The organism is Frankiales bacterium, from assembly GCA_016125335.1.
GTDB lineage: Bacteria > Actinomycetota > Actinomycetes > S36-B12 > CAIYMF01 > Longivirga.
On the sequence record WGLY01000030.1, the window covers coordinates 1 to 22050 of the forward strand.

The window sequence follows — 22050 nt, forward strand, 5'->3', positions numbered from 1 at the left end:
GCCCGGTGGGCCTCGGGTTCCACCCGGACTGGGACCTGCACGACCCGATCGCCTGGCTGACCGGCGACCCGAGCGCACTTCTCCCTCTGCTCGAGCAGCCGGTGGACGCCACCGACCTGATCCTGCTCGAGCAGGTCGACGGCGAGGCGATCACCGAGCCGGCCGAGCTGATCGGCTACCTGGCGGGCGGGGGGCGGCGCGAAGCCCGACTGGCGTCCCTGCGCCTGGCAGCCGAGGCGGCGTTCGCGAACACGGCGTGCCCGGACCCGAGGGTCAGCAGCTCGTACGTGGAGGCAGCGGCCGAGCAGGAGGTCGCCTACGCCACCCGCACCAGCGCCTACGGCGCGTCGAAGGAGATCGAACGCGCCCTCGCGCTCAAGGAGACCTTCCCGGGGTTCCGGGCCGCGCTGGCCGCCGGGGAGATCACCGAGCGACACTGCGCCGCGCTGGTCGACGCGACCCGGTACCTCACCGACCCCGACGTGCTGGCGACGATCGAGGCAGCGGCGTTGGAGAAGGCGCGCACGCTGACCGCCTCGGAGCTGCGCAAGCACCTCGACAAGCTCATCTCCCGCCACGACCCCGACGCCACCGTCCGCGCCCACAAGGCCGTCGCAACGCGGGACGTGTACCGCCAGCCGATCGGCGACGGGATGGCGTTCCTCGGCGTCACGCACCAGGCGCCGGTGATCGACGCGGTGTTCGACGCGATCGATGCCGCGGGCAAGGCGCTGCGCGCGCAGCGCGGCGGCGCCGAGGCGCTGCGGACCGGGAACGAGGACGCCGCCTCGGGAGCCTGCCGCGCCGATGCGATGGCCGCCCTCGTGCTCGGGACCCGCGACGAGGAAGGCGAGCTGGTCTACGACGCCTCCCGCACCCAGGCCGAACTGCACGTCGTCATGGACCTCGACACGCTGCGCGGCGAGCGTGACGGACTCGCACTGCTGAACGGCACGCCCATCCCGGCCCCGATCGCCCGTGAGGTCGCCGGGGTCGCCGACTGCTGGCGACGCGTGGTCGTCGACCCGGTCGACGGGCACCTGCTCGACTACGGCACCCGCCAGTACCTCCCCGCCGCCCTGCGCGAGCACGTCCTGCACCGCGACCCCGTCTGTCGCCGCCCCGGGTGCACCCGCCGGGCGCAGGAGATGGACCACGCGCTCCCGTTCCCCGAAGGATCCAGCGACACGGCGAACTGCGGCGGCCTGTGCTCGCGCTGCCACCAGGTGAAGACCGCCGGGCACGCGACCATCGAGGACAGCGCCCCCGACGGGTCCGGAACGTGGGTCACCCGATGGCGGCAACGCATCCGCATCCCGGCCCAGCCGGTCCTCGAACCACCACCACGACCCGCAGCACCGCCGGCCGGACCACCTCCCCCGTCCTGCGCCGCACCCGCGCACCCGGGCGCCGAGGAAGCCACCGGCGAGCACCCCGCCGCCGGCACGGGCGGTCCGCCGGAACGCCCGCCCTGCTGACTCGACCGGCTCGCCCCGACCGGGCGACCCGGGCCGCACGCTCGCCGGGCCGTCGTGACGAGCGGGCCTTAGGTTGGCACCCGTGACCGTGCGGCTGGCGACCTACAACCTGCTGCACGGCATGCCCGTGCTCGGCGGGGTGCCGCAGCCGCAGCGCGACTCCACCGGCGCGGTCGTGGGCCCGCCGGTCGTCGACGGCGACGGGCCCCTGCGCGAAGCGGTGAGCCGCCTCGACGCGGACGTGATCGGCCTCCAGGAGGTCGACGTCGCGCAGCCGCGCAGCGGCCGGGCGCACCAGGTCCGCGCGGTGGCCGAGGCGCTCGACGCGCCGTTCTGGGTCTTCGCCCCCTCGGTGCTCGGCACCCCCGGCGAGCCGGGCTGGTCGCCGGCGACCTCCGCGCTCGACCACGCCGTCGACCCCGTCCACGCCAGACACGACTCATCGGGCGCGCCTGCCGCGGCGGGCGGCGCGGCCGACCCGGGCGGGGACGACGCCGGAGCGGACCTGCGGGCAGCGATGCTGCCGGGAGCCGACGGGCCGCGGCTCTACGGCGTCGGCCTCGTGTCGCGCCGGCCGGTGCTCGAGTGGCGGACCACCCGCTTCGACCCCGCTCCGTTCGGGCTGCCCCTGCTCGTGCCGGCCCAGCCGCGCCCGCGCTTCGTGCACGTGCCCGACGAGCCCCGGGCGGCGATCGCCGCCGTGGTGTCCGGCGAGCGCGGCCCGTTCACGGTCGCCACCGCGCACCTGTCGTTCGTCCCCGGCTACAACGTGCGCCAGCTGCGCCGGCTGCGCGCGTGGCTCGACGACCTGCCGCGGCCGGTGGTCCTGCTCGGCGACTTCAACCTCCCCGGCGTCATCCCGGCACGGGTCACCGGCTGGACGCCGCTGCTGCGCGCGGCCACCTACCCCTCGATGCGCACCCGGGCCCAGCTCGACCACGTGCTCGCCGACGGGCTCACCGAGCAGCAGCGGGTCTCCGCCCGCCCCGAGGTCCACCTGCTCCCCGTCAGCGACCACGCCGCCGTCACCGTCGACGTCGACCTGTGAGACCTCGGGCACCGCGCAGCGTGTGACGCGTCGCACGGACCCACCGGCCCGGCCGGTCGGTCAACGCACCCGCGGCCGGACTAGCCTCCGCTGAGGACGTGCGCGTCCGGCGGCCGGCCCGGCCGGCCGTTCGCACGCCAGGGACACGACCGATCCGGCCCGGCCTGCGCCGGCGAAGGAGGAGCAGCGTGATCATCGGAGTGCTCTCGGAGTCCAGGACCGGGGAGACCCGAGCGGCGGCGACGCCGGCCACCGTCACGCAGCTCGTCGGCCTCGGCTACGACGTCGTCGTGGAGCCGGGCGCCGGCACCGGCTCGGGCTTCACCGACCAGGCCTACGCCGACGCCGGTGCCGATGTCGGTCCGGCCACGGGCGCCGACGTCGTCCTCGGCGTCAACGCGCCGTCGGCCGAGCAGCTCGACGCGATGCGGCCCGGCACGACGCTCGTGTGCCTGCTCGCGCCTGCCCTGAGCCCGGACCTGCTCGCCGACCTCGCCCGCCGCGGCATCACGGCCCTGGCCATGGACGCCGTGCCGCGCATCTCGCGCGCCCAGTCCCTCGACGTGCTCAGCTCCATGGCCAACATCGCCGGCTACCGCGCCGTCATCGAGGCCGCGAACGTGTTCGGCCGGTTCTTCACCGGGCAGGTGACCGCCGCCGGCAAGGTGCCGCCGGCGAAGGTCCTCGTCGTCGGTGCGGGGGTCGCGGGCCTGGCTGCCATCGGCGCCGCCGGCAGCCTCGGCGCGATCGTGCGGGCGACCGACCCGCGCCCCGAGGTGGCCGACCAGGTCGAGTCGCTCGGCGGCGAGTACCTGCCCGTGCAGGCAGCGGACGTGGAGGTGAGCACCACCGGCTACGCCAAGGAGATGTCCGACGACTACAACGCGCGCGCGGCGGCGCTCTACGCCGAGCAGTGCCGCGACGTCGACATCATCATCACCACGGCGCTGATCCCGGGACGGCCGGCACCGCGGCTCATCACCGCGGAGATGGTCGCGAGCATGAAGCCGGGCAGCGTGCTCGTGGACCTCGCGGCCGCCAACGGCGGCAACGTCGAGGGCACGGTGCCGGGCGAGAAGGTCGTCACCGCCAACGGCGTCACGATCCTCGGCTACACCGACCTGCCCGGTCGCCTGGCCGCCCAGGCCTCCCAGCTCTACGGCACCAACCTGGTCAACCTGTTCAAGCTCATGACGCCGGGCAAGGACGGCGTGCTGGTGCTCGACTGGGACGACGTCGTGCAGCGCGGCATCACCGTGTCCCGCGACGGCGAGGTGACCTGGCCGCCGCCTGCGGTGGCGGTCTCGGCGGCCCCCGCCCCGGCCGCGCCGGCGCCCGCGCCACCAGCGGCGCCACCGCCGCCACCCTCGCCCGGTCGCCGGTTCGCGATCGTCGGTGTGATCGCGGCGCTGCTCCTGCTGCTCGTGGCCGCCGCGCCGGCCGCGCTGCGCGGCCACCTGACGGTGTTCGCCCTCGCGATCGTGATCGGCTACTACGTGATCGGCAACGTGCACCACGCGCTGCACACGCCGCTGATGTCGGTGACGAACGCGATCTCCGGGATCATCATCGTCGGCGCGCTGCTGCAGATCGGCCACGGCGACGCGGCGATCACGACGCTGTCCTTCGTCGCCATCCTGCTCGCCAGCATCAACGTCTTCGGCGGCTTCGCCGTCACGCGTCGCATGCTCTCCATGTTCTCGAGGAGCTGACCCGTGACCGTCGAATCGCTGGCCCAGGCGGCCTACCTCGTCGCCGCCCTGCTGTTCATCATGGCCCTGGCGGGCCTGTCCAAGCACGAGACCGCCAAGACCGGCAACACCTACGGCATCGCCGGCATGACCGTGGCCCTCGTGGCCACGATCGCCCTCGCGATCACCCGCGACGTCTCGTCGCTGGGCCTCATGCTCATCGGCGTCGCCATGGTCGTGGGCGCCGCGCTCGGCCTGTGGCGCGCCCGCGTCGTCGAGATGACCGGGATGCCCGAGCTCATCGCGATGCTGCACTCGTTCGTCGGTCTGGCCGCCGTGCTGGTCGGCTGGAACGGCTACCTCCTCGTCGAGGGCGGCGCCGACCCGGCGGAGGCCGACCTGCTCACCGCGCAGGGCACGCTCGGCATCCACCACGCCGAGGTCTTCATCGGCGTGTTCATCGGCGCCGTGACCTTCACCGGCTCGATCGTGGCGTTCCTCAAGCTGTCCGCCCGCATCAACAGCAAGCCCCTCATGCTGCCGGGCAAGAACATCCTCAACGTCGGCGCGCTCGTCGCCTTCGCGGCGCTCACCGTGTGGTTCGTCGTCGCCCCGCAGATCTGGCTGCTGGTCGCCGTCACCGTGATCGCCCTGCTGCTCGGCTGGCACCTCGTGGCGTCCATCGGCGGCGGCGACATGCCGGTCGTGGTGTCGATGCTCAACAGCTACAGCGGCTGGGCCGCCGCGGCCTCGGGCTTCCTGCTCGAGAACGACCTGCTCATCGTCACCGGCGCATTGGTCGGCTCCTCCGGTGCCTACCTGTCCTACATCATGTGCCGCGCGATGAACCGCTCGTTCATCTCCGTCATCGCCGGCGGGTTCGGCATCGAGGCCGGCCCCGCGGAGGACAAGGACTACGGCGAGCACCACGAGGTCGACGCCGAGCAGACGGCCGAGCTGCTGCGCGAGGCGCGCTCGGTCATCATCACGCCGGGCTACGGCATGGCGGTGGCGCAGGCGCAGTACGGCGTCGCCGAGCTCACCCGCAAGCTGCGTGCCAACGGCACCGACGTGCGGTTCGGCATCCACCCGGTGGCCGGCCGCCTGCCCGGGCACATGAACGTGCTGCTGGCCGAGGCGAAGGTGCCTTACGACATCGTCCTGGAGATGGACGAGATCAACGACGACTTCCCCGACACCGACGTCGTGCTCGTCATCGGCGCCAACGACACGGTCAACCCCGCCGCCGAGGACGACCCCACCAGCCCGATCGCCGGCATGCCCGTGCTGCGCGTGTGGGAGGCGGGCCGGGTCATCATCTTCAAGCGCTCCATGGCCTCCGGGTACGCCGGCGTCCAGAACCCGCTCTTCTTCCGGGACAACTCCGCGATGCTCTTCGGCGACGCCAAGGACCGGGTGGAGGACATCGTCCGCTCGCTGTGACGCGCGCGGGCGGTCCGGGTCAGCCGCGGCCCGCGCGCAGCCCGGGCACGGCGACGTCGAGCCAGCGCCGTGCCGCGGCGGGCGAGCGGAGGCGCACCTTGCGCAACCCCGCGTAGCGCGGGTCCGCGAAGCGCTCGAGCATGTCGGCGCGGCGCGCGGCGTACTGGCTCCACACCCACTGCACGGGGTGCTCCGGGTCCAGCCACGCGCGGAAGGTCTCGGTGTTGCCGTTGAACATCGGCTCGCCGGTCCACGCTCGTACGAAGGAGCGGCGCGTGACCCGCGACGCCGCGACCAGCCGCGGGTAGTCCAGCCACACCACGGTGTCCGCGCGCGCCCACAGCAGGTCGCGGACCTCGGTGTAGCCGTGCGAGTCCACCACCCACGCGTCGCCCCCCGCCACCGCCGCGACGTCGGCGGCGAACGTGGGGATCGGCGTCCAGCCGGGGCCGTGGTAGAGGGCGTCCATCTCGTGGAAGGGCAAGCCGGTGCGCCGGGCCAGCTCGAGGGCGAAGGTCGTCTTGCCGGAGCCGGTGATCCCCCCGACCAGCACGCGCCTCACGGCGCCGACCCTACGTCGGCGCGGCCCCGGTCAGGCGCCGGGGCGGCCGCCGAGCAGCGACTCGAGGGCGGCCCGGTCGAGCAGCTCGTCGGGCCGCACCACGGCGCCGTCGCGGACGTAGACGAAGGCCGCGTCGACGTCGTCGACCGGCACACCCTGGAGCTCGGCGTAGGCCACGCGATAGATGGCGAGCTGCACCGGGTCCGCGTCGTGGCGCTTCGAGGTCTTCCAGTCGACGACCTCGAAGCGGGTGCGCCCGGCGGCGTCGGTGGCGGCGAACACCGCGTCGATGCGCCCCGGCACGACGCGGCCGGCGAGCACGAGGGCGAACGGCACCTCGACGGCCAGCGGCGTGCGCTCGGCGTAGGGCGAGGTCAGGAACGCCTGCTGCATCGCGGCGAGGTCCTCGTCGCTGTCGATCTCGGCGTCGGCGGCACCCGGGAGGTCGTCGGGCTCGAGCAGCGGTCGCAGCCCGAAGTGCTGCTCGACCCACGCGTGGAACCGCGTGCCGCGCCGCGCGGAGGCGGCCGGCGCGGCCGGCACGGGGCGGGCCAGCCTCCGGGTGAACAGCTCGGGGTCGGCCGCGAGCCGCACGAGGTCGGACGCCGACAGCGAGGACGGCAGGGGCACGCGCCGGGTACGGGCCCCCTCCGCCCGGCGCTCCTCGAGCAGCAGCGCGATGTCGTCGTCCCAGCCGCGCACCGTCTCGAGCTCCCCGGCGTCGAGCCCGAGCAGCGGCGAGGCGGCCGGCGCCGCTGCGAGCCCGGCGTGCTCGGCGCGCAGGTCGGCGACATCGAGGCCCAGGTGCGCCGCGACCCCGTCGGCGGTCCACCGGCGTCGGGCCGCGAGGTCGGCGTCCGGGCGGGGCGGCCACGGCACCTCGTCGACGTCGCCCAGCACCGGGTTGGTGGCGTCCTCGGCCGGCTCGTCGGCCCAGGCGTCGACCTCGCCCGCCCCGTCGAGGCAGCGCTCGCGCAGCGACTCGAGGTAGGGCGAGGGGCCACGACGGCGGCTCTGCGTGGGCCCCCACCACGAGCCGCTGGCCAGGACCAGCCGCTCCGCGCGGGTGACGGCGACGTACACCAGCCGCAGCTCCTCGAGCGCGCTGTAGGCCCGGCACTCGTCGACGAACGCCTTGTGGTCGGCCGCGCTCTGGCCGGGCAGGCGCGGCAGCGACGCCGCGTCGCCGCGCAGCGGGAACGGGACCGCGCGCACCGACGAGGTCCAGCGCGCGATGCCGCGCGACTGCGGGAACACCCCCGCGGTGAGGCACGGCAGCACCACGACGGGCCACTCGAGCCCCTTGGCGCGGTGCACGGTCATCAGCTGCACGGCGTCCGGCGACGGCGGACGGTCGAGCTCCGGCACCGACTCGAAGCGGGCGGCGATGGCGAGCCAGGCCAGGAACGCGCCGATCGTCGCGTCGCCCTCGGAGTCGGCGAAGCCGGCGACGAGGTCGACGAAGGACGCCAGCCCCTCCGCGCGGTGCAGGCGGAGCAGCTCCGGCGCCGAGGCCATCTCGACGTCGAGGCCGGTGACGGTGATGACGCGGTGCACCAGGTCCGGGAGCGGGTCGCCCACGCTGCGGCGCAGCAGCCGGATCTCGGCCGCGAGCGCGGCGAAGCGGTCACGCGCGACCGGGTCGTAGTCGAGCGGGCCGGGGTCGTCGAGCGCGTCGAGCAGCGAGACGACGTCGGCCGGGTCGACGCCGGCGACCGCGGCGTCGAGCTGCTCGTCGACGTCCTCGGTGTCGCGGTGCCCGCTCCCGGCCAGCACCGCGGCCCGCTCGCCCAGCAGCGCGAGGTCGCGCAGGCCGATGCGCCAGCGCGGGCCGGTGAGGAGCCGGAGCAGGGACGGGTTGGCGGTGGAGTCGTGGAGCACGTCGAGGATCGCGACGACCTCGGCCACCTCCGGCAGCGTGAGCATGCCGTCGAGGCCGACGACCTCGACGGCGACGCCGCGCTCGGTGACCGCACGGACCAGGGCCGGGAAGTCCGAGGTGGCGCGGGCGAGGACGGCGACGTCGCCGGCCGGCGTGCCGGCGTCGACGACCTCGCGCACGCGCTCGCCCACCCAGGCCATCTCCTCGGCGTAGGTGGCGTGCAGGGCGACGCGCACCCCGCCGGCGCCGCGCTCCGCGCGCGGCGACACCAGCGGCGCCACCTGCGGGTGCAGGCCGCGCAGCGGCGCGGCCAGCTCGTTGGCCGCCTCGAGGATGCGGGTGCCGGAGCGCCGGTTCTCCGACAGGCGCAGCACCGGCGAGGGCGAGCCGTCGCGCTGCGGGAAGTGCTGTGGGAACCCGTCGATGTTGGCGACGCTCGCCCCCCGCCAGCCGTAGATCGCCTGGAGCGGGTCGCCCACCGCGGTGACCGGGTGGCCGCCGCCGACGAGACCCGTGAGGAGACGGCGCTGGGCCACCGAGGTGTCCTGGTACTCGTCGAGCAGCACCACGGGGAACTGCTCGCGCACCGCCTGACCCACCTCCGGGCACTCCTCGGCCAGCCGGGCGCCGAAGCGCATCTGGTCGGAGAAGTCGACGAGGTCGCGGGCCGTGCGCGCGGCCCGCAGCTCGTCCACGAGGTGGGAGACCTCGATGCGGGCCACTGCCGTCTCGCGCAGGGTGCGCGCCGCCGCGGACAGCTTGGCCTGGGCGTCGACCTCGGCCACCGAGGCGAGGTCGCACGCGCGCAGGTCGGCCGGCTCGAGGCAGTGCTCGGCGAGCTCGGAGTCGAGCGCGCGGACCTGCTCCACGATCGAGGAGACGGCGTAGCCGAGGGGCGACAGGTCGCGCCGGGTGCGCGTGACCACCCGGTGCGCGAGCTGGACGGAGGCCGCCTCGGTGAGCAGACGCGCCCCCGGCTCGACCCCGATGCGCAGCCCGTGCTCGGCGAGCAGGCGGCCCGCGAACGCGTGGTAGGTGGCGACCGTGGGCTCGCCCACCTGGTCCAGCGGGACGCCGGAGGTGCGGTCCGCGAGCCGCGTGACCGCCCGGCGCACCCGGGCGGACAGCTCGCCCGCCGCCTTGGTGGTGAAGGTGAGCCCCAGCACCTGCTCCGGCCGCACCTGCCCGGTGGCGACGAGCCAAACGACGCGCGCCGTCATGACCGTCGTCTTGCCGGAGCCCGCGCCGGCGACCACGACGTAGGGCCGCAGCGGCGCGGTGATCGCCTCGAGCTGCTCGTCGCTGAAGGGGACGCCGAGCAGCTCGACGAGGTCGCCCGGCCCGAAGGCGGGCAGCGTCTCGAGGTCGAAGGCCTGCTGGGTCACGGCAGGACCTCCCGGCCCTCGTCGGTGCCCGGGCAGGCCCGGCGGAACGAGCAGAACCGGCACGACTCGCCGGGGCGGGCCGGGAACGACTCGGTGCGCACGTGGGAGTCGGCCTCGTGCAGCGCGACGTCCACCCAGGTGAGCCCGTCGCCGATCGGCGGCTGCGGCTGCACCTCGGGCTGGCCCCCCTTGCCCAGCCGCAGCAGGACGAGCTCGGCCCCGCCGACGGGCGGGCTCTCCGGCGGGCCGGCGAGGCCGGCCTGCTCGAGCAGCTCGGCCGGCAGCTCGCGCAGCGCGCCCTCGCGCACCGCCACCTGGTAGACGCCCATCTGCGGGTGCTGGGGCAGGTCCTCGGCGCGCAGCTTGGACTTCTGGGTCTTGAGGTCCGCGATCCGCACGGCGCCGTCGGCGTCGACCTCGACCCGGTCGAAGGACCCGCGGAGGGCGACGCCGCGCTCGCCGACGGCCACGGTGACCTCGAACTTGTGCTCGCTGGCGAGGAACGTGCGGTCCGGACGCGAGTCGTGCCACGCGAGGAAGCGCCGCACGGCCTCGCTGGCCGCGACCCGCTCCGAGCGCGACTGCCACACGGCCTCGAAGCCGAGCTCGGACCACACCTGGTCGATCCGCTCGTCGAGGGCGTCGGGGTCCGGGGGCAGCTGCTCGCGGGCCACGGCGTCGGCGATGACGTGGACGATCGACCCGAAGCCGAGCGCCGTGGTGCGCGCCACCTCGCCGTGCACCTCGTGGCCGAGGAACCACTGCAGGGGGCATCGGGTCATGGCCTGCAGCTGGCTGCCGGAGAAGGCCAGCGGCTCGTCGAGGGGGCGCACGGGCGTGCCCGACGAGGTCGGCTCGGCCAGGCCCCACCAGTGCTCGGGCCGGGCGGCCGGCACGAGCGCGCGGCCCTCGTGCTCGGCAGAGGCGAGCACGGCGAGACGTCGCACGGCAGCCTCGCGCAGCGCCGGCGGGCGGTCGGGGTCCGCGGCGGTGGCCCGCAGCTGCGCGACCAGGCCCGCGACCGACAGCGGCCTGGCCGGCCGACCGGGCAGGTGGTCGGCGGGGCCGAGCTCGTGCCCGGCGATCTCGTCGAGGAAGCGCGAGGGCTGCGGCCCGTCGTCGAGTACGGACCGCACCGCCGTGACCATCAGCCGCTCCTGCGCGCGGGTGCAGGCGACGTAGAACAGCCGGCGCTCCTCGGCGAGCAGGGCGGCCGGCGGCGGCGGTGCCACGAGTCCGCTGACGTGCAGGCGGTCCGGCTGGAGCAGCGAGCCGCGCCGGCGGACGTCGGGCCAGGCCCCCTCCTGCACGCCGGCGACGACGACGAGGCGCCACTGCAGCCCTTTGGCGCGGTGCGCGGTGAGCAGCCGCACCGCCGGGCCGCGCAGCCCGCGCTCGGCCAGGGTGTCCGCCGGGATCTGCTGCTCGCGCAGCTCGGCGAGGAAGTTGGCGACGCCGCGACGGCCGCCGAACCGGTCCTCCACGCGCTCGGCGGCGGCGAACAGCGCGAGCACGGCGTCGAGGTCGGCGTCGGCGCGCCGGCCCGCCTCTCCCCCGCGCAGCGCGGCCGACTCGAGCCGGTGCGGCCAGCCCGAGCCGCCGCGGGCCGCGCAGCCGGACCACACCGCCCACAGCACCTCCTCGGTGCCGCCGTGCCGCTCGACGACGGCCCGGGCGTCGCGCAGCAGCCGGGCCAGGCGGCGCACCGCGGCCAGGGCGAAGCGGGCACGCGCGTCGCGCCCCGAGGAGGACTCGGACACCGGCACGGGCGCCGCCGGGTCGGCGGCGAGGTCGAGCAGCAGCCGGCGCAGCAGCGTGGCCGAGGGGGTTGGCCGGGCGGCCGGGTCGGCCTCGCGCTCGACCCGGCGCAGGGCTCGCCCGAGCCGGCGCAGGTCGGCCGGGTCGGCGTCGGCCAGCGGCGAGAGCAGGAGGTCGTGCACGGCCGTCTCGTCGAGCGCCGCGGGGTCCTCGTGGTGGGGGTCGACGGACGCCGCGAGCATCGCCAGCAGCGGTGCGACGGCGGGCTCCTCGTGCAGCGGGAGCTCGTCGCCCGCGACCTCCACCGGGACTCCGGCGGCGGCCAGGGCACGGCGCATCGGCCCGACCGACCGGCGGCCGCTGCGGACCAGCACCGCCATGTCGTCCCAGGGGACCCCCTGCTCGAGGTGCGCGCGGCGCAGCGCGTCGGCGATGTGGCCGGCCTCGGCCGACTCCGAGTCGAACGTGCGCACCTCGACCCGGCCGTCGCCGTACGCCGCGCCCTCGCATACCGGCGAGCGGTGCGCGCGCACCACGTCGGCGGGCAGCGGGCCGAGCGCGGCCGAGCGCAGCACGCGGCCGGCCGCCTCGCGCAGCACGGGACCGAACCGGCGGGTGCGGGTGAGCACGACCACCGGCGCCGGTGAGCCGTCGGGCGCGCGGAAGCGCTCGCGGAAGGTGAGGATGCCGCGCGCGTCGGCGCCGCGGAACGCGTAGATCGACTGGTCGGGGTCGCCCACGACGACCAGCTCGGCGCCGGGCGCGACCAGCCCGGCGAGCAGCCGCACCTGAGCGGGGTCGGTGTCCTGGTACTCGTCGACGAACACGGCGCGGTAGCGCGCGTGCAGCCCGGGTTGCACGTGCGGGTCGTGCGCCAGCAGGGCGGCGCGGTGGACGACCTCGGTGTAGTCGGTGACGCCCTCGGCGTCGAGCACGTCGAGGTACTCGCCCAGGAACTGCCCCACGGCGCGCCAGGCCGGGCCGAGCGCGCCGGCGCCGGACGCGAGGGACTCGAGGTCGGTGGGGTCGAGGCCCAGCGCCCGGGCCTGGGCGACGACGGCGCGGACCTCGGCCGCGAGGCCGCGGGTGCCCAGGGCGGCCGCGAGCTCCGGGGGCCAGTCGAGCCGGCCGTCGCGCACCGACCCGGTGAGCAGCTCGCGCAGCCGCAGCTCCTGCTCGGGGCCGGACAGCAGCCGCAGCGGCTCGGCGTAGGCGACCGGGTCGGCGTGCTCGCGGACCAGTGCGTAGGCGAAGGAGTGGAACGTCGCCACCTGCGGCACAAGACCGCCGCCGAGCCGGGCGGTGACCCGGGCCCGCCACTCCTGCGCGGCGCGGCGGCCGAAGGTGAGGCCGAGGACCTGGTCCGGGTGCAGCGGGTCCGGGCCGGACAGCCGGGCCACCATGGCCTCGACCAGCGTGGTGGTCTTGCCGGTGCCGGGGCCGGCCAGCACGAGCAGGGGGCCGCCGCGGTGCGCGACGACGCGGCGCTGCTCGGCGTCGAGGTCCGGGGCGTCGAGCGGCAGCGGGGCGGTGCGGTCGAGCACGAGGGCGGGGCCGTGCCCCTCGACCGTGCCGACCCCGTCCGCGCTCACGGGACGATCCCACCACGCCGCGCCGACACCGGGGGCCGCGACACCTGCCCCGTCAGCGGGCGGGTGCCGACGGCTCGTCCCCCGGCCACCAGCGGGCGGCCGCGAGGTCCAGCCGGGTGCCGGCCGCGGCCAGCGGCGTCCCCTCGCGCCGGTGGCGGCGCAGCGCCTCGGCCTCGTGGCCGCGCGGCGGGGAGCCGTCCGAGCGCACCACCCGGTGCCACGGCACGCCCGACCCGAACCGGGCCATCACGGTGCCCACCGCCCGCGCGCCGCCCGTGCCGAGCACCGCCGCGACGTCGCCGTAGGCCATCGCGCGCCCCGGCGGGATGCGCTCGACGAGGTCGAGGACGGCCTCGGCGAACGGCGTCGGCAGGCCCGCGCCCGGCTCCGCGAGGGGCTCGCGATCGGCCGCCGGCGGCCGCCGCGGGGCGCGGGAGGAGGTCGACGTCACGTCCGTCATCCTGCCGTCCTCCCGGCCGGTCGGCGTCGCGGATGCGACGATCGTGCCCATGTCCCGGACCGTGCCCGAGATCGACGACGGCGGCCAGGGCACTCTCGTCATCGAGGACGGCGTCATCCCGCGGCGCGTGCGCCGCCCGATCGACCTGCTCCGGCTGGCCGTCGCGGTCATCGCGTTCGCCGCCGTGGTCGCGGTCTCCTACTTCCTCACCGCCACGTCGTCGGGCATCGACCAGGACCTCGTCGACTTCGGCAGCCGCCTGCCGGCCCTGCTGCGCACCGCGCTGGCGTTCGTGGGCGGCCTGGGCGTGCTGGCGCTCCCCGTGGCCGCCGCGGTGGACCTGCTCGTGCGCCGCCGCGCGCGCCAGCTCGTCGACTCGGCCGGCGCGACGGTCATCGCGGTCGGCCTCGCCGTGCTCGGCAGCTACCTCATGAGCGCGTTCGCCACGGAGCGGCTGCTGGTCGCCATCACGAACGACGCCAGCGGCAGCCGCCCGGCGTTCAGCCCCGTGATCGCGGGGCTCGTCGCCTTCGTCACCGTGGCCCGGCTGCTCGGCCGCGGCCGCTGGGGCGGCCTGTCGGTGCTCACCGTCGGCGCCGTCGTGGTGGTGCAGCTCACCACCAGCTCCAACAACGTCACGGTGATCGTGCTGTCGCTGCTGCTCGGCTGGGCGGTCGGGCTCGCGACCCGGTACTCGCTCGGGACGCCCACCACGCGGCCCTCCGGCGTCCAGGTGGCGGATGTGCTCGAGCGCGCGGGACACCCCATCACCATCCTGAGGGCGACGAAGAACACGCGGCGCGGGCGCGAGTACACCGCGCACACCCGGGGCTTCGAGCGGCTGCGCGTGCTCGTGTTCGACCGCGACCTCGAGGGCGCGGGGCTGGCCTCGGCCGTGTGGCGCAACCTGCGCCTGCGCACGGACCCGGCGAACCCGAGCGTCTTCTCGATGCGCGCCCAGATCGAGCACGCCGCCCTGATGTCCTACGCCGCCACCGCCGCTGGCGGGCGCGTGCCGCGGCTGCGGGCGGCGGTGGAGGTGGGCCCCGACTCCACCCTGCTGGCCTACGACCTCGTCGAGGGCCGGACCTTCGCCGACCTCCCGGAGGGCGCCGTCGGCGACCGCGACCTCGACGGCGTGTTCGCCGCGGTCCGCACGCTGCACGACGAGCGGATCGTCCACCGCGCGCTCACGCCCGAGCAGCTGATCATGGGCGACGACGGCCAGATCTGGCTGGCCGGCATGCAGCACGGGGCGATCGCGGCGAGCGACGTCCAGGAGCGGATCGACCTCGCGGAGCTGCTCGTCACGGCGGCGCTGCTCACCGACGCGCCGCGGGCCGTCACCACCGGTGCCCGCATCCTCGGCGCCGACCGCGTCGTGCGCGCGCTGCCCGCGCTGCAGACCGTGGCGCTCTCGCCCGACACGCGGCGCCGGCTGCGCGGCAACAAGAAGCTGCTCGTGGCGCTGCGCGACGAGCTCATCGCCCTGCGCCCGTCCGCGGCCGAGACCGAGCAGCTCGAGCTGCGCCGCATCAAGCCGCGCACGCTGCTCACCATCGTCGCCGGCTCGATCGCGGCCTACGTGCTGCTCTCGCAGCTCGCCCAGGTCGACCTCGTGGGCCTCGTGCGCCAGGCGGACTGGCGGTGGGCGCTGCTGGCGCTGGGCCTGGCCGCGCTGACGTTCGTGGGGGCGTCGCTGTCGCTGTCCGGCTTCGTGCCGGAGCGGCTGGCGCACCTGCGCACCTTCGCCGCGCAGCTCGCGGCCGCGTTCGCCACGCTGGTCTCCCCGCCGACCGTGGGCGCCGTCGCGGTCAACGTGCGCTACCTGCAGAAGAGCGGCCTGCACCCGGCGCTGGCGGCAGCCTCCGTCGGCGTCTCCCAGGTGTTCGCGTTCTTCATCCACGTGGGGCTGCTCTTCGCCACCGCGGTGGCCGCGGGCCAGTCGGCGGACCTGCACCTCTCGCCACCGCGGTGGGCCGTGATCGGCGTCGTCGTCGTGATCGTCGTGCTGGGCCTGCTGCTGCTGCTCGGGCCGGTCCGCAAGATCCTCGCCGACCGCGTGCGGCCGATCCTGGCCGAGGTGGGCCCGCGGCTGATCACCGTGGCGCAGCGGCCGTGGAAGATCGCGGAGGGCGTGGGCGGCATCCTGCTGCTCAACGGCGCGTTCGCCCTGTGCATGATCGCGTGCTGCGAGGCGTTCGGGGCCGGCACGGCCAACTACGCGGCCATCGCGCTGGTGTACCTCGCCGGGTCCACCCTCGGCCAGGCGGCGCCCACGCCGGGCGGCCTCGGCGCGGTGGAGGCCGCCTACGTGCTCGGCCTCACCGCGGCGGGCATCGAGTCCGGCGTGGCGGTGTCGGCCACGCTGCTCTTCCGGCTGCTGACCTTCTGGCTGCCGACGATCCCCGGCTACTGGTCGTTCAACTGGCTCCAGCGCGTGGGCGCGCTCTGACCGTGCGGAACGGGTCCGGCCGGCCCCCGAGGGGACCGGCCGGAGGACGCGAGGGGATCAGTACGAGGGCAGGCTCGGGTCGATCTGGTTGACCCAGGCCACGACCCCGCCGCCCACGTGCACGGCGTCGGAGAAGCCCGCGCCCTTCACGACGGCGAGCACCTCCGCGGACCGTCCGCCGACCTTGCAGTGCAGGACGATCTGCTTGTCGTTGGGCAGGTCCTCGAGGGCCTTGCCGGTGAGGAACTCGCCCTTGGGCACGAGCACGGCGCCGGGGATGCTCACGATGTCGTACTCGTTGGGCTCGCGGACGTCGATGAGCACGAAGTCGCGCTCGCCGCGCTCGCGCTCGTCGAGCATCTCCTTGAGCTGCTTGACGGAGATCGTGGAGTCGACGACGGCGTCGGCGGCCTCCTCGGAGATCGTCCCGCAGAACGCGTCGTAGTCGATGAGCTGCGTGATCTTCGGGGCGTTCGGGTCCTTGCGGATCTTCACCGTGCGGTAGGACATCTCGAGGGCGTCGTAGATCATCAGCCGGCCCAGGAGCGGGTCGCCGATGCCGGTGATGAGCTTGATCGCCTCGGTGACCATGACGGAGCCGATCGACGCGCACAGCACGCCGAGCACGCCGCCCTCGGCGCACGAGGGCACCATCCCGGGCGGCGGGGGCTCGGGGTAGAGGTCGCGGTAGTTGGGGCCGTGCTCGTCCCAGAACACCGACACCTGGCCCTCGAACCGGTAGATCGAGCCCCAGACGTACGGCTTCCCGAGGAGCACGGCAGCGTCGTTGACCATGTAGCGCGTCGCGAAGTTGTCCGTGCCGTCGACGATGAGGTCGTAGCCGGAGAAGATGTCGAGGACGTTGTCGTTGTCCAGGCGCGTGTCGTGCACGATCACGTTCACGTGCGGGTTGATCTCCAGCACGGAGTCACGGGCGGACTCGGCCTTGGGCCGGCCGATGTCGCTCTGCCCGTGGATGATCTGGCGCTGCAGGTTGGACTCGTCGACGACGTCGAACTCGACGATGCCCAGCGTCCCCACGCCGGCCGCGGCGAGGTACATCAGGGTGGGGCTGCCCAGGCCGCCGGCGCCGACGCACAGCACCTTGGCGTTCTTGAGCCGCTTCTGACCGGCCATCCCCACCTCGGGGATGATGATGTGCCGGCTGTAGCGACGGACCTCGTCGACGGTGAGAGCCTCGGCGGGCTCGACCAGCGGCGGCAGGGACACGGCGTCTCCTCGATCGGGCGCCCGGGGTCGCGGGCACGGCGTACGCGCATCCCAACCGTGCCACGGCGGTCCTTGTTCCCGACGACCGGGTCCACCCCCTGGACCCCCCGTCCGCATCGTGGAACGCCGGGACGCCGCGGGCGAGTCGCCGCGATCGCCGCGCCTGCGGCCCCGCCGACGTGCACCATGTGCTCGTCCTGCCGCGCGCAGGCCTCACGACCAGGGGGGGACCATGGCCATCAGGGTGGACGCCGACGACATCACCCGGATGACCGACGCGCTGTTCCTCGACCGCCACTGGCGGAGCGCGTCGGCGAGCAGGTTCTGGGTGCTGCTCGTCCTCGCGAGCGTCATCGCGACGGCCGGCATCATCGCCGACAGCACGGCGACGGTCATCGGGGCGATGATCGTCGCGCCGCTCATGACCCCGATCCTGGGCATCGCGCTGGCCATCGTGCTCGGCGACCGCACGCACCTGCTGCGCAGCGTCGGGTACGTGCTGGGCGGCGTCGTCGTGGTCATCGCGGTCGCCTACCTGATCAGCCTCATCGGCGTGCGCGTGGACGACTACGCCACCAACACCCAGGTGGCCGGCCGGATCAGCCCCCGGCTCATCGACCTCCTGGGCGCCCTGGCCACCGGTACCGTCGGCGCGTTCGCGCTCGTGCGCCGCGACATCAGCGACGCGCTGCCCGGCGTCGCCATCGCGATCTCGCTGGTGCCCCCGCTCGCAGTGGTCGGCGTCCTGCTCCAGGTGCACCGCTACGCCGACGCCTCCCAGGCCATGCTGCTGTTCGGCACGAACGTCGCGGCGATCATCCTCACCGGGACGCTCGTGCTGCGCCTCTACAAGGTGCGCGACATCGCCCGCCGGGCCGGTGCCGTGCACGGGGACATCGGCCGCCGCACCATGGCCGTGATCGTGGGGCTGGTCGTGCTCGTCGCCGTCCCGCTCTCCGTCGGCACCTACCGCGTGGCCTACGACCAGGTGGTCGCGCGCCAGGCGACGCCGATCGCGCGCGAGTGGGCCGCCGCCGCGGGCTGGCAGGTGACCACCGTGTCGGTCGTCAACCGAGCGATCATCGTGACCGCGCTCGGGCCGCCCCCGGACATCCCGGTCGACGGTCTGCGGGCCCAGCTCAACGCCGCGGGCTACGAGGGCAACGACCTCGTGGTGCGGCTCGTGGTGGGCGGCACCCGGCTCTGCCCGGCGGGCGGCACCACGTGCGAGACGCCCCCGCTCCCCGATGGCGCCGTCACCTGACCGCATGGTCCGGCCAGCGGTCCAAGGGGGGATCGCCGAGCGCGACCGTGAGCTCGAGACCGGCCGCGGCCGGGACCAGCTCTAACCTCCAGCGGTAGTCACCGGAGTCCGCCACCGGCCCGTGCGCCAGCACGACATACGGCTGCCCGGCGGCGACGGCCGCCACGCAGCCGGCCTCCGCGGGAGGCTGCGACGACGTCCCGGCGAGGGCCTCCGCCCCCGCCAGAGCCGGTGTGGTGCCGACGTAGCCCACGAGGTCGGCGCACGCGGTCGACAGGTCGCCCGTCGTCCGGAAGACCCGTCGGACGCTCCTGTCCTGGCAGTCGAGGTTGATGACCGCACAGGCACCCTCGGCCGCCCCGACTTCGGCCCATCCGGGCGGCGCAGGCAGCGCCACCACGGCGTCGCGGACGGCGCTGTTGGCGGGGTCGGAGGGAGCCAGGGCGCAGGCCGTCGACACGGCCACGCAGCCCAACGCGAGAACCCGGCCGAGCCTCATCGGCGCGAGGCTCGTCCGCGGTTGTCGGCGTGCAGCTCGGCCATGCCGTCCAGGCCGATGCGCCCGTCCTCGCTGTCCCCCGCGCGCTCGAGGTCGTCGAGGTAGGCGACGTCGGCCGCCCACCGGGCCAGCGGGTCGTCGCTCACCGAGCCGTGACCGGGCACCACCACGCGGCAGCGGCGGACCACCTCCTCGAGCGACTCGAGCCCCGTGCGGTAGGCGACCAGATCGGTGTCGGCGTCGTCGGGCATGGGGAGCTCGACGTCGCTGAGCATGTCGCCCGCGAGCAGCAGGCCGAGCTCGGGCAGCTCGAGGGCGAGGTGGTGCGGCGCGTGGGCGTGGTGCACGTGCACGACCGCGGTGGGGCCGCTCCACGCCACCACCTCGCCGTCGATCGGTGCGAGCCGGCCGGCGAGGTCGACGAGGTCGTCGGGCAGGTCGCGCCGCAGGGGGCCGACGACCTCCTCGCGGTGCTCCTCGGCGGCCCGCACGGTGCCGGGGGTCGCCCAGCGCGGCACGTCGCCGAGGTCCGGGTGCCAGAGCACGTGGTCGTAGTGCCGGTGCGTGGCCAGGCCCGCGACGGCGCGCACGCCCAGGGCCTCGAGGTCCGGCGGGATCGCGGCCAGCTCGTCGGCGTAGTAGGCCGGGTCGACCACGAGCGCTCCCCCGCGCCCGTCGAGGACCACGGTGCTGTTCTGCCGGAAGAACCGCGACTGCGCCACCCACACGCCGGGCGCGACCTCGCTGAGGCGGGCGGGTCCGGACGGCGTCACAGGGCGAGTGTGACCGGGACGGCGCCGCGCCGCAGGTGCTTCGGGCGCGTGCTGGCCCGCGGCAGGTCCATCGACGATCATGGCGCCATGCGACCGGTGATCGGGGTCTCCTGCTACGGCGAGCGCGCGTCCTGGGGCGCGTGGGACGTCGACGCCGTGGTGCTGCACCGGGCCTACGTCGAGGCGCTCGAGGAGTCGGGTGCCGCGGTGGTGGTGGTGCCGCCCGTGACGGACGAGGCGAGCCTCGACGCGATCGTGGCCCGGCTCGACGGCCTCGTGCTCGCGGGCGGGGCCGACGTCAACCCCGCGGACTACGGCGCCGCCGCGCACGAGACCACCGACCGCCCCCGGCTGGACCGCGACCGCACGGAGCGCCGCCTCTACCGCGCAGCCCGGGTCGAGGGCCTGCCCGTGCTCGGCATCTGCCGCGGGATGCAGGTGATGGCCGTCGAGTCCGGCGGGAGCCTGCTCCAGGACCTGCCCTCCGCCGGCTACGGGCTGACCCATCGCGAACGGCCGGGCGAGTTCGTCGAGCACGGCGCCGTCTTCGCCGAGGGCTCGCTCGTCGCGCGCATCCTGGGGACGACGAGCGCCACGGTGAACTCCAGCCACCACCAGGCGGTGGCCGACCCGGGCTCGCTGCGCGTCACCGGGCACGCCGCGGACGGCACGATCGAGGTGCTCGAGGACCCGGACGCGGCCTTCGTGCTCGGGGTGCAGTGGCACCCGGAGATGGGGACCGACCGGCGCCTGTTCGAGGCCCTGGTGGGTGCGGCCCGGCACACCGGCGCCGCGGTCTGAGCCTGCCGGTCAGCCGACCGGGGCGACGTGCGCCGGCACGGCGAGCGCGGTCTGGCGCGAGCTGAGCACGAGGCGGCCGGTGACGTCCCACACCCGTGCCGTCTCGTCGACGACGCCCTCCGCGAGGGTGTCCGCGCGCGCCTGCACCAGCAGCGGGCCCTCGATGGCGCCGGGGAAGAGCACCACCTGCGCGTTCACCGTGGGGGCATGGGTCCACAGGTGGGTCGTCCACAGCGTGGGGGGCAGCACGTCCCAGGCGGCCAGCGCCAGGAAGCGGTCGGCCGGGGCGCCGTCGGCGTAGGTCACCCACCCGGTCGCCTCGGCGACCGGCAGCGGCGCACCGCCCGGACCGAACGCCGCGGCCACCGCGGGCGCGAGCCGGACGTCGAGGTGCGCGAGCAGGTCCATCCCGGGCGCGTCCCCGGTCCAGCCCTCGGGGCACTCCTCGCGCGGCGGCACGTCGGGACGAGCGGCGTGGTCGAGCTGCTGCTCCCCCGGCTTGGGCGTCCCCGCGGTGACGAGCGACTCGAGCAGCGGCGTGCCCTCACGGCCGAGCCGCACCCGCGCCGTCGAGAGCCGTGAGCGGCGCAGCTCGTCCACCTCGACGTCGGCAGGCCCGCCGCCCCGCGCCGTCGACAGGTAGTGCACGCTCGCCGTCAGCGGCGGCGCGCCGTCGAAGAACGCGCTCGCCGTCTCGCAGACCAGCGCGCACAGGTAGCCGCCGTTGATGTGCCCGGTGATGGTCCACCGGCTGTCCAGGTCCGTCGTCTGCCGCACGTCGGGAGACTGCCACACACGGGTGGTCGGTCTCGGCGCCGCACCCGGTCCCGCGGTCGGCACGGTCCGCGGCCGACGCCGTGGACGATCACTGCGGTGGGCCACGGCGGGCGCCGGACCGGCACGTCGGGACTGATGCTCGACTCGGCGTCGGCGGATGACGCGGCCGGATGTGCGGCGACCGTGGACAGCCTCTCCCGTCCACAGCCTGTGGATGATGATGCGGCGAAATCCCTTGGGATTGCTGGGGATTGGGGGTTGTGACTGTCGGAGGTCCCAGGTAGCATTCCCACATTCATCCGAAACACCGGCGACCCGAGGGAGGTGCCCGATGACCGCCGTCGACGACCGGGACACCGCCCTGGGCTTCCGTCCGGTGGAGCTGGGGTTCCACCCGGACTGGGACGTGCACGACCCGATCGCGTGGCTCACCGGCGACCCCAGCGCACTGCTGCCGCTGCTCCAGCAGCCCGTCGACGCGACCGACCTGATCCTGCTCGAGCAGGTCGACGTCGAGGCGATCACCGAGCCGGCCGAGCTGATCGACTACCTGTCGGTGGTGGGGCGACTCGAAGCCCGGCTGGCGTCCCTGCGCCTGGCCGCCGAGGCCGCGTTCGCGAACACGGCGTGCCCGGACCCGACGGTGCGCAGCTCGTACGCGGAGGCCGCGGCCGAGCAGGAGGTCGCCTACGCCACCCGCAACAGCGCGTACGGGGCGTCGAAGGAGATCGAACGCGCCCTCGCGCTGAAGGAGACCTTCCCGTCCTTCCGTGCCGCGCTGGCCGCGGGGGAGATCACCGAGCGACACTGCGCCGCCCTCGTGGACCAGACCCGGTACATCACCGACACCGACGTCCTCGCGACGATCGAGGCGGCGGCGCTGGAGAAGGCCCGCACCCTGACCGCCTCGGAGCTGCGCAAGCACCTCGACAAGCTCATCGCCCGCCACGAC

16 protein-coding genes are annotated in these 22050 nt (G+C 75.1%); 8 read left to right on the forward strand and 8 right to left on the reverse strand.

Annotated features, from left to right (window positions below; all coding sequences use genetic code 11):
- From GC157_15755 to pntB, 4 genes are all read left to right on the forward strand, one after another.
- Positions 1-1478, forward strand: a 1478-nt coding sequence (locus GC157_15755; protein ID MBI1378912.1) for a DUF222 domain-containing protein, incomplete at its 5' end; no start/stop codon positions are given.
- A 121-nt stretch (positions 1479-1599) separates the two neighbouring features.
- A complete protein-coding gene (locus tag GC157_15760) occupies positions 1600-2526 on the forward strand; it encodes a hypothetical protein (GenBank protein ID MBI1378913.1) in 927 nt (308 codons plus the stop codon).
- A 188-nt stretch (positions 2527-2714) separates the two neighbouring features.
- Positions 2715-4238 (forward strand): Re/Si-specific NAD(P)(+) transhydrogenase subunit alpha, encoded by a 1524-nt coding sequence (locus GC157_15765; protein MBI1378914.1) that lies wholly within the window; start codon positions 2715-2717, stop codon positions 4236-4238.
- A 3-nt stretch (positions 4239-4241) separates the two neighbouring features.
- Positions 4242-5660, forward strand: a complete 1419-nt coding sequence (pntB, locus tag GC157_15770; GenBank protein ID MBI1378915.1) for a Re/Si-specific NAD(P)(+) transhydrogenase subunit beta — start codon at positions 4242-4244, stop codon at positions 5658-5660.
- Between the two features lie 19 nt (positions 5661-5679).
- On the opposite strand, the gene GC157_15775 is transcribed toward pntB, so the two are convergent.
- The 4 genes from GC157_15775 to GC157_15790 form a co-directional block, all read right to left on the reverse strand.
- Entirely contained in the window at positions 5680-6222 is a 543-nt protein-coding gene (locus tag GC157_15775) for an adenylate kinase (GenBank protein ID MBI1378916.1), read from the reverse strand.
- A gap of 30 nt (positions 6223-6252) precedes the next feature.
- Positions 6253-9459 carry an AAA family ATPase gene (locus tag GC157_15780; GenBank protein MBI1378917.1) on the reverse strand — a complete coding sequence of 1069 codons (3207 nt, stop codon included), beginning with the start codon at positions 9457-9459 and terminating at the stop codon, positions 6253-6255.
- 26 nt (positions 9460-9485) lie between these two features.
- On the reverse strand, positions 9486-12791 hold the full coding sequence (locus tag GC157_15785) for an AAA family ATPase (protein ID MBI1378918.1): 3306 nt from the start codon (positions 12789-12791) through the stop codon (positions 9486-9488).
- A 100-nt stretch (positions 12792-12891) separates the two neighbouring features.
- Positions 12892-13299 carry a cysteine methyltransferase gene (locus GC157_15790; GenBank protein MBI1378919.1) on the reverse strand — a complete coding sequence of 136 codons (408 nt, stop codon included), beginning with the start codon at positions 13297-13299 and terminating at the stop codon, positions 12892-12894.
- A 49-nt stretch (positions 13300-13348) separates the two neighbouring features.
- On the opposite strand from GC157_15790, the gene GC157_15795 reads away from it, so the two are divergent.
- Positions 13349-15754 (forward strand): hypothetical protein, encoded by a 2406-nt coding sequence (locus tag GC157_15795; GenBank protein MBI1378920.1) that lies wholly within the window; start codon positions 13349-13351, stop codon positions 15752-15754.
- A 57-nt stretch (positions 15755-15811) separates the two neighbouring features.
- Here GC157_15795 and moeZ read toward each other — a convergent pair whose 3' ends face one another.
- Positions 15812-16984 carry an adenylyltransferase/sulfurtransferase MoeZ gene (moeZ, locus tag GC157_15800; protein MBI1378921.1) on the reverse strand — a complete coding sequence of 391 codons (1173 nt, stop codon included), beginning with the start codon at positions 16982-16984 and terminating at the stop codon, positions 15812-15814.
- Between the two features lie 232 nt (positions 16985-17216).
- Between moeZ and GC157_15805 the strand changes: the two genes are divergently transcribed.
- Positions 17217-18248: a DUF389 domain-containing protein gene (locus tag GC157_15805; protein MBI1378922.1), complete on the forward strand. Its 1032-nt coding sequence runs from the start codon at positions 17217-17219 to the stop codon at positions 18246-18248.
- Here the strand turns inward: GC157_15805 and GC157_15810 are convergent.
- Together GC157_15810 and GC157_15815 are read right to left on the reverse strand one after the other, a co-directional pair.
- On the reverse strand, positions 18241-18747 hold the full coding sequence (locus GC157_15810; protein MBI1378923.1) for a hypothetical protein: 507 nt from the start codon (positions 18745-18747) through the stop codon (positions 18241-18243). The two genes, GC157_15805 and GC157_15810, sit on opposite strands and share 8 nt — an antisense overlap.
- Entirely contained in the window at positions 18744-19601 is an 858-nt protein-coding gene (locus GC157_15815; protein ID MBI1378924.1) for an MBL fold metallo-hydrolase, read from the reverse strand. Before GC157_15815 ends, GC157_15810 begins: the two co-directional genes overlap by 4 nt.
- Before the next feature lie 6 nt (positions 19602-19607).
- Here GC157_15815 and GC157_15820 point away from each other — a divergent pair, with 6 nt between their 5' ends.
- Complete coding sequence (locus GC157_15820; GenBank protein MBI1378925.1) at positions 19608-20321, forward strand: gamma-glutamyl-gamma-aminobutyrate hydrolase family protein; 714 nt, start codon at positions 19608-19610, stop codon at positions 20319-20321.
- Between the two features lie 9 nt (positions 20322-20330).
- On the opposite strand, the gene GC157_15825 is transcribed toward GC157_15820, so the two are convergent.
- A complete protein-coding gene (locus GC157_15825; protein ID MBI1378926.1) occupies positions 20331-21641 on the reverse strand; it encodes a hypothetical protein in 1311 nt (436 codons plus the stop codon).
- On the opposite strand from GC157_15825, the gene GC157_15830 reads away from it, so the two are divergent.
- Positions 21256-22050 (forward strand): DUF222 domain-containing protein (locus GC157_15830; protein ID MBI1378927.1); only part of this gene is annotated, 795 nt, incomplete at its 3' end. The two genes, GC157_15825 and GC157_15830, sit on opposite strands and share 386 nt — an antisense overlap.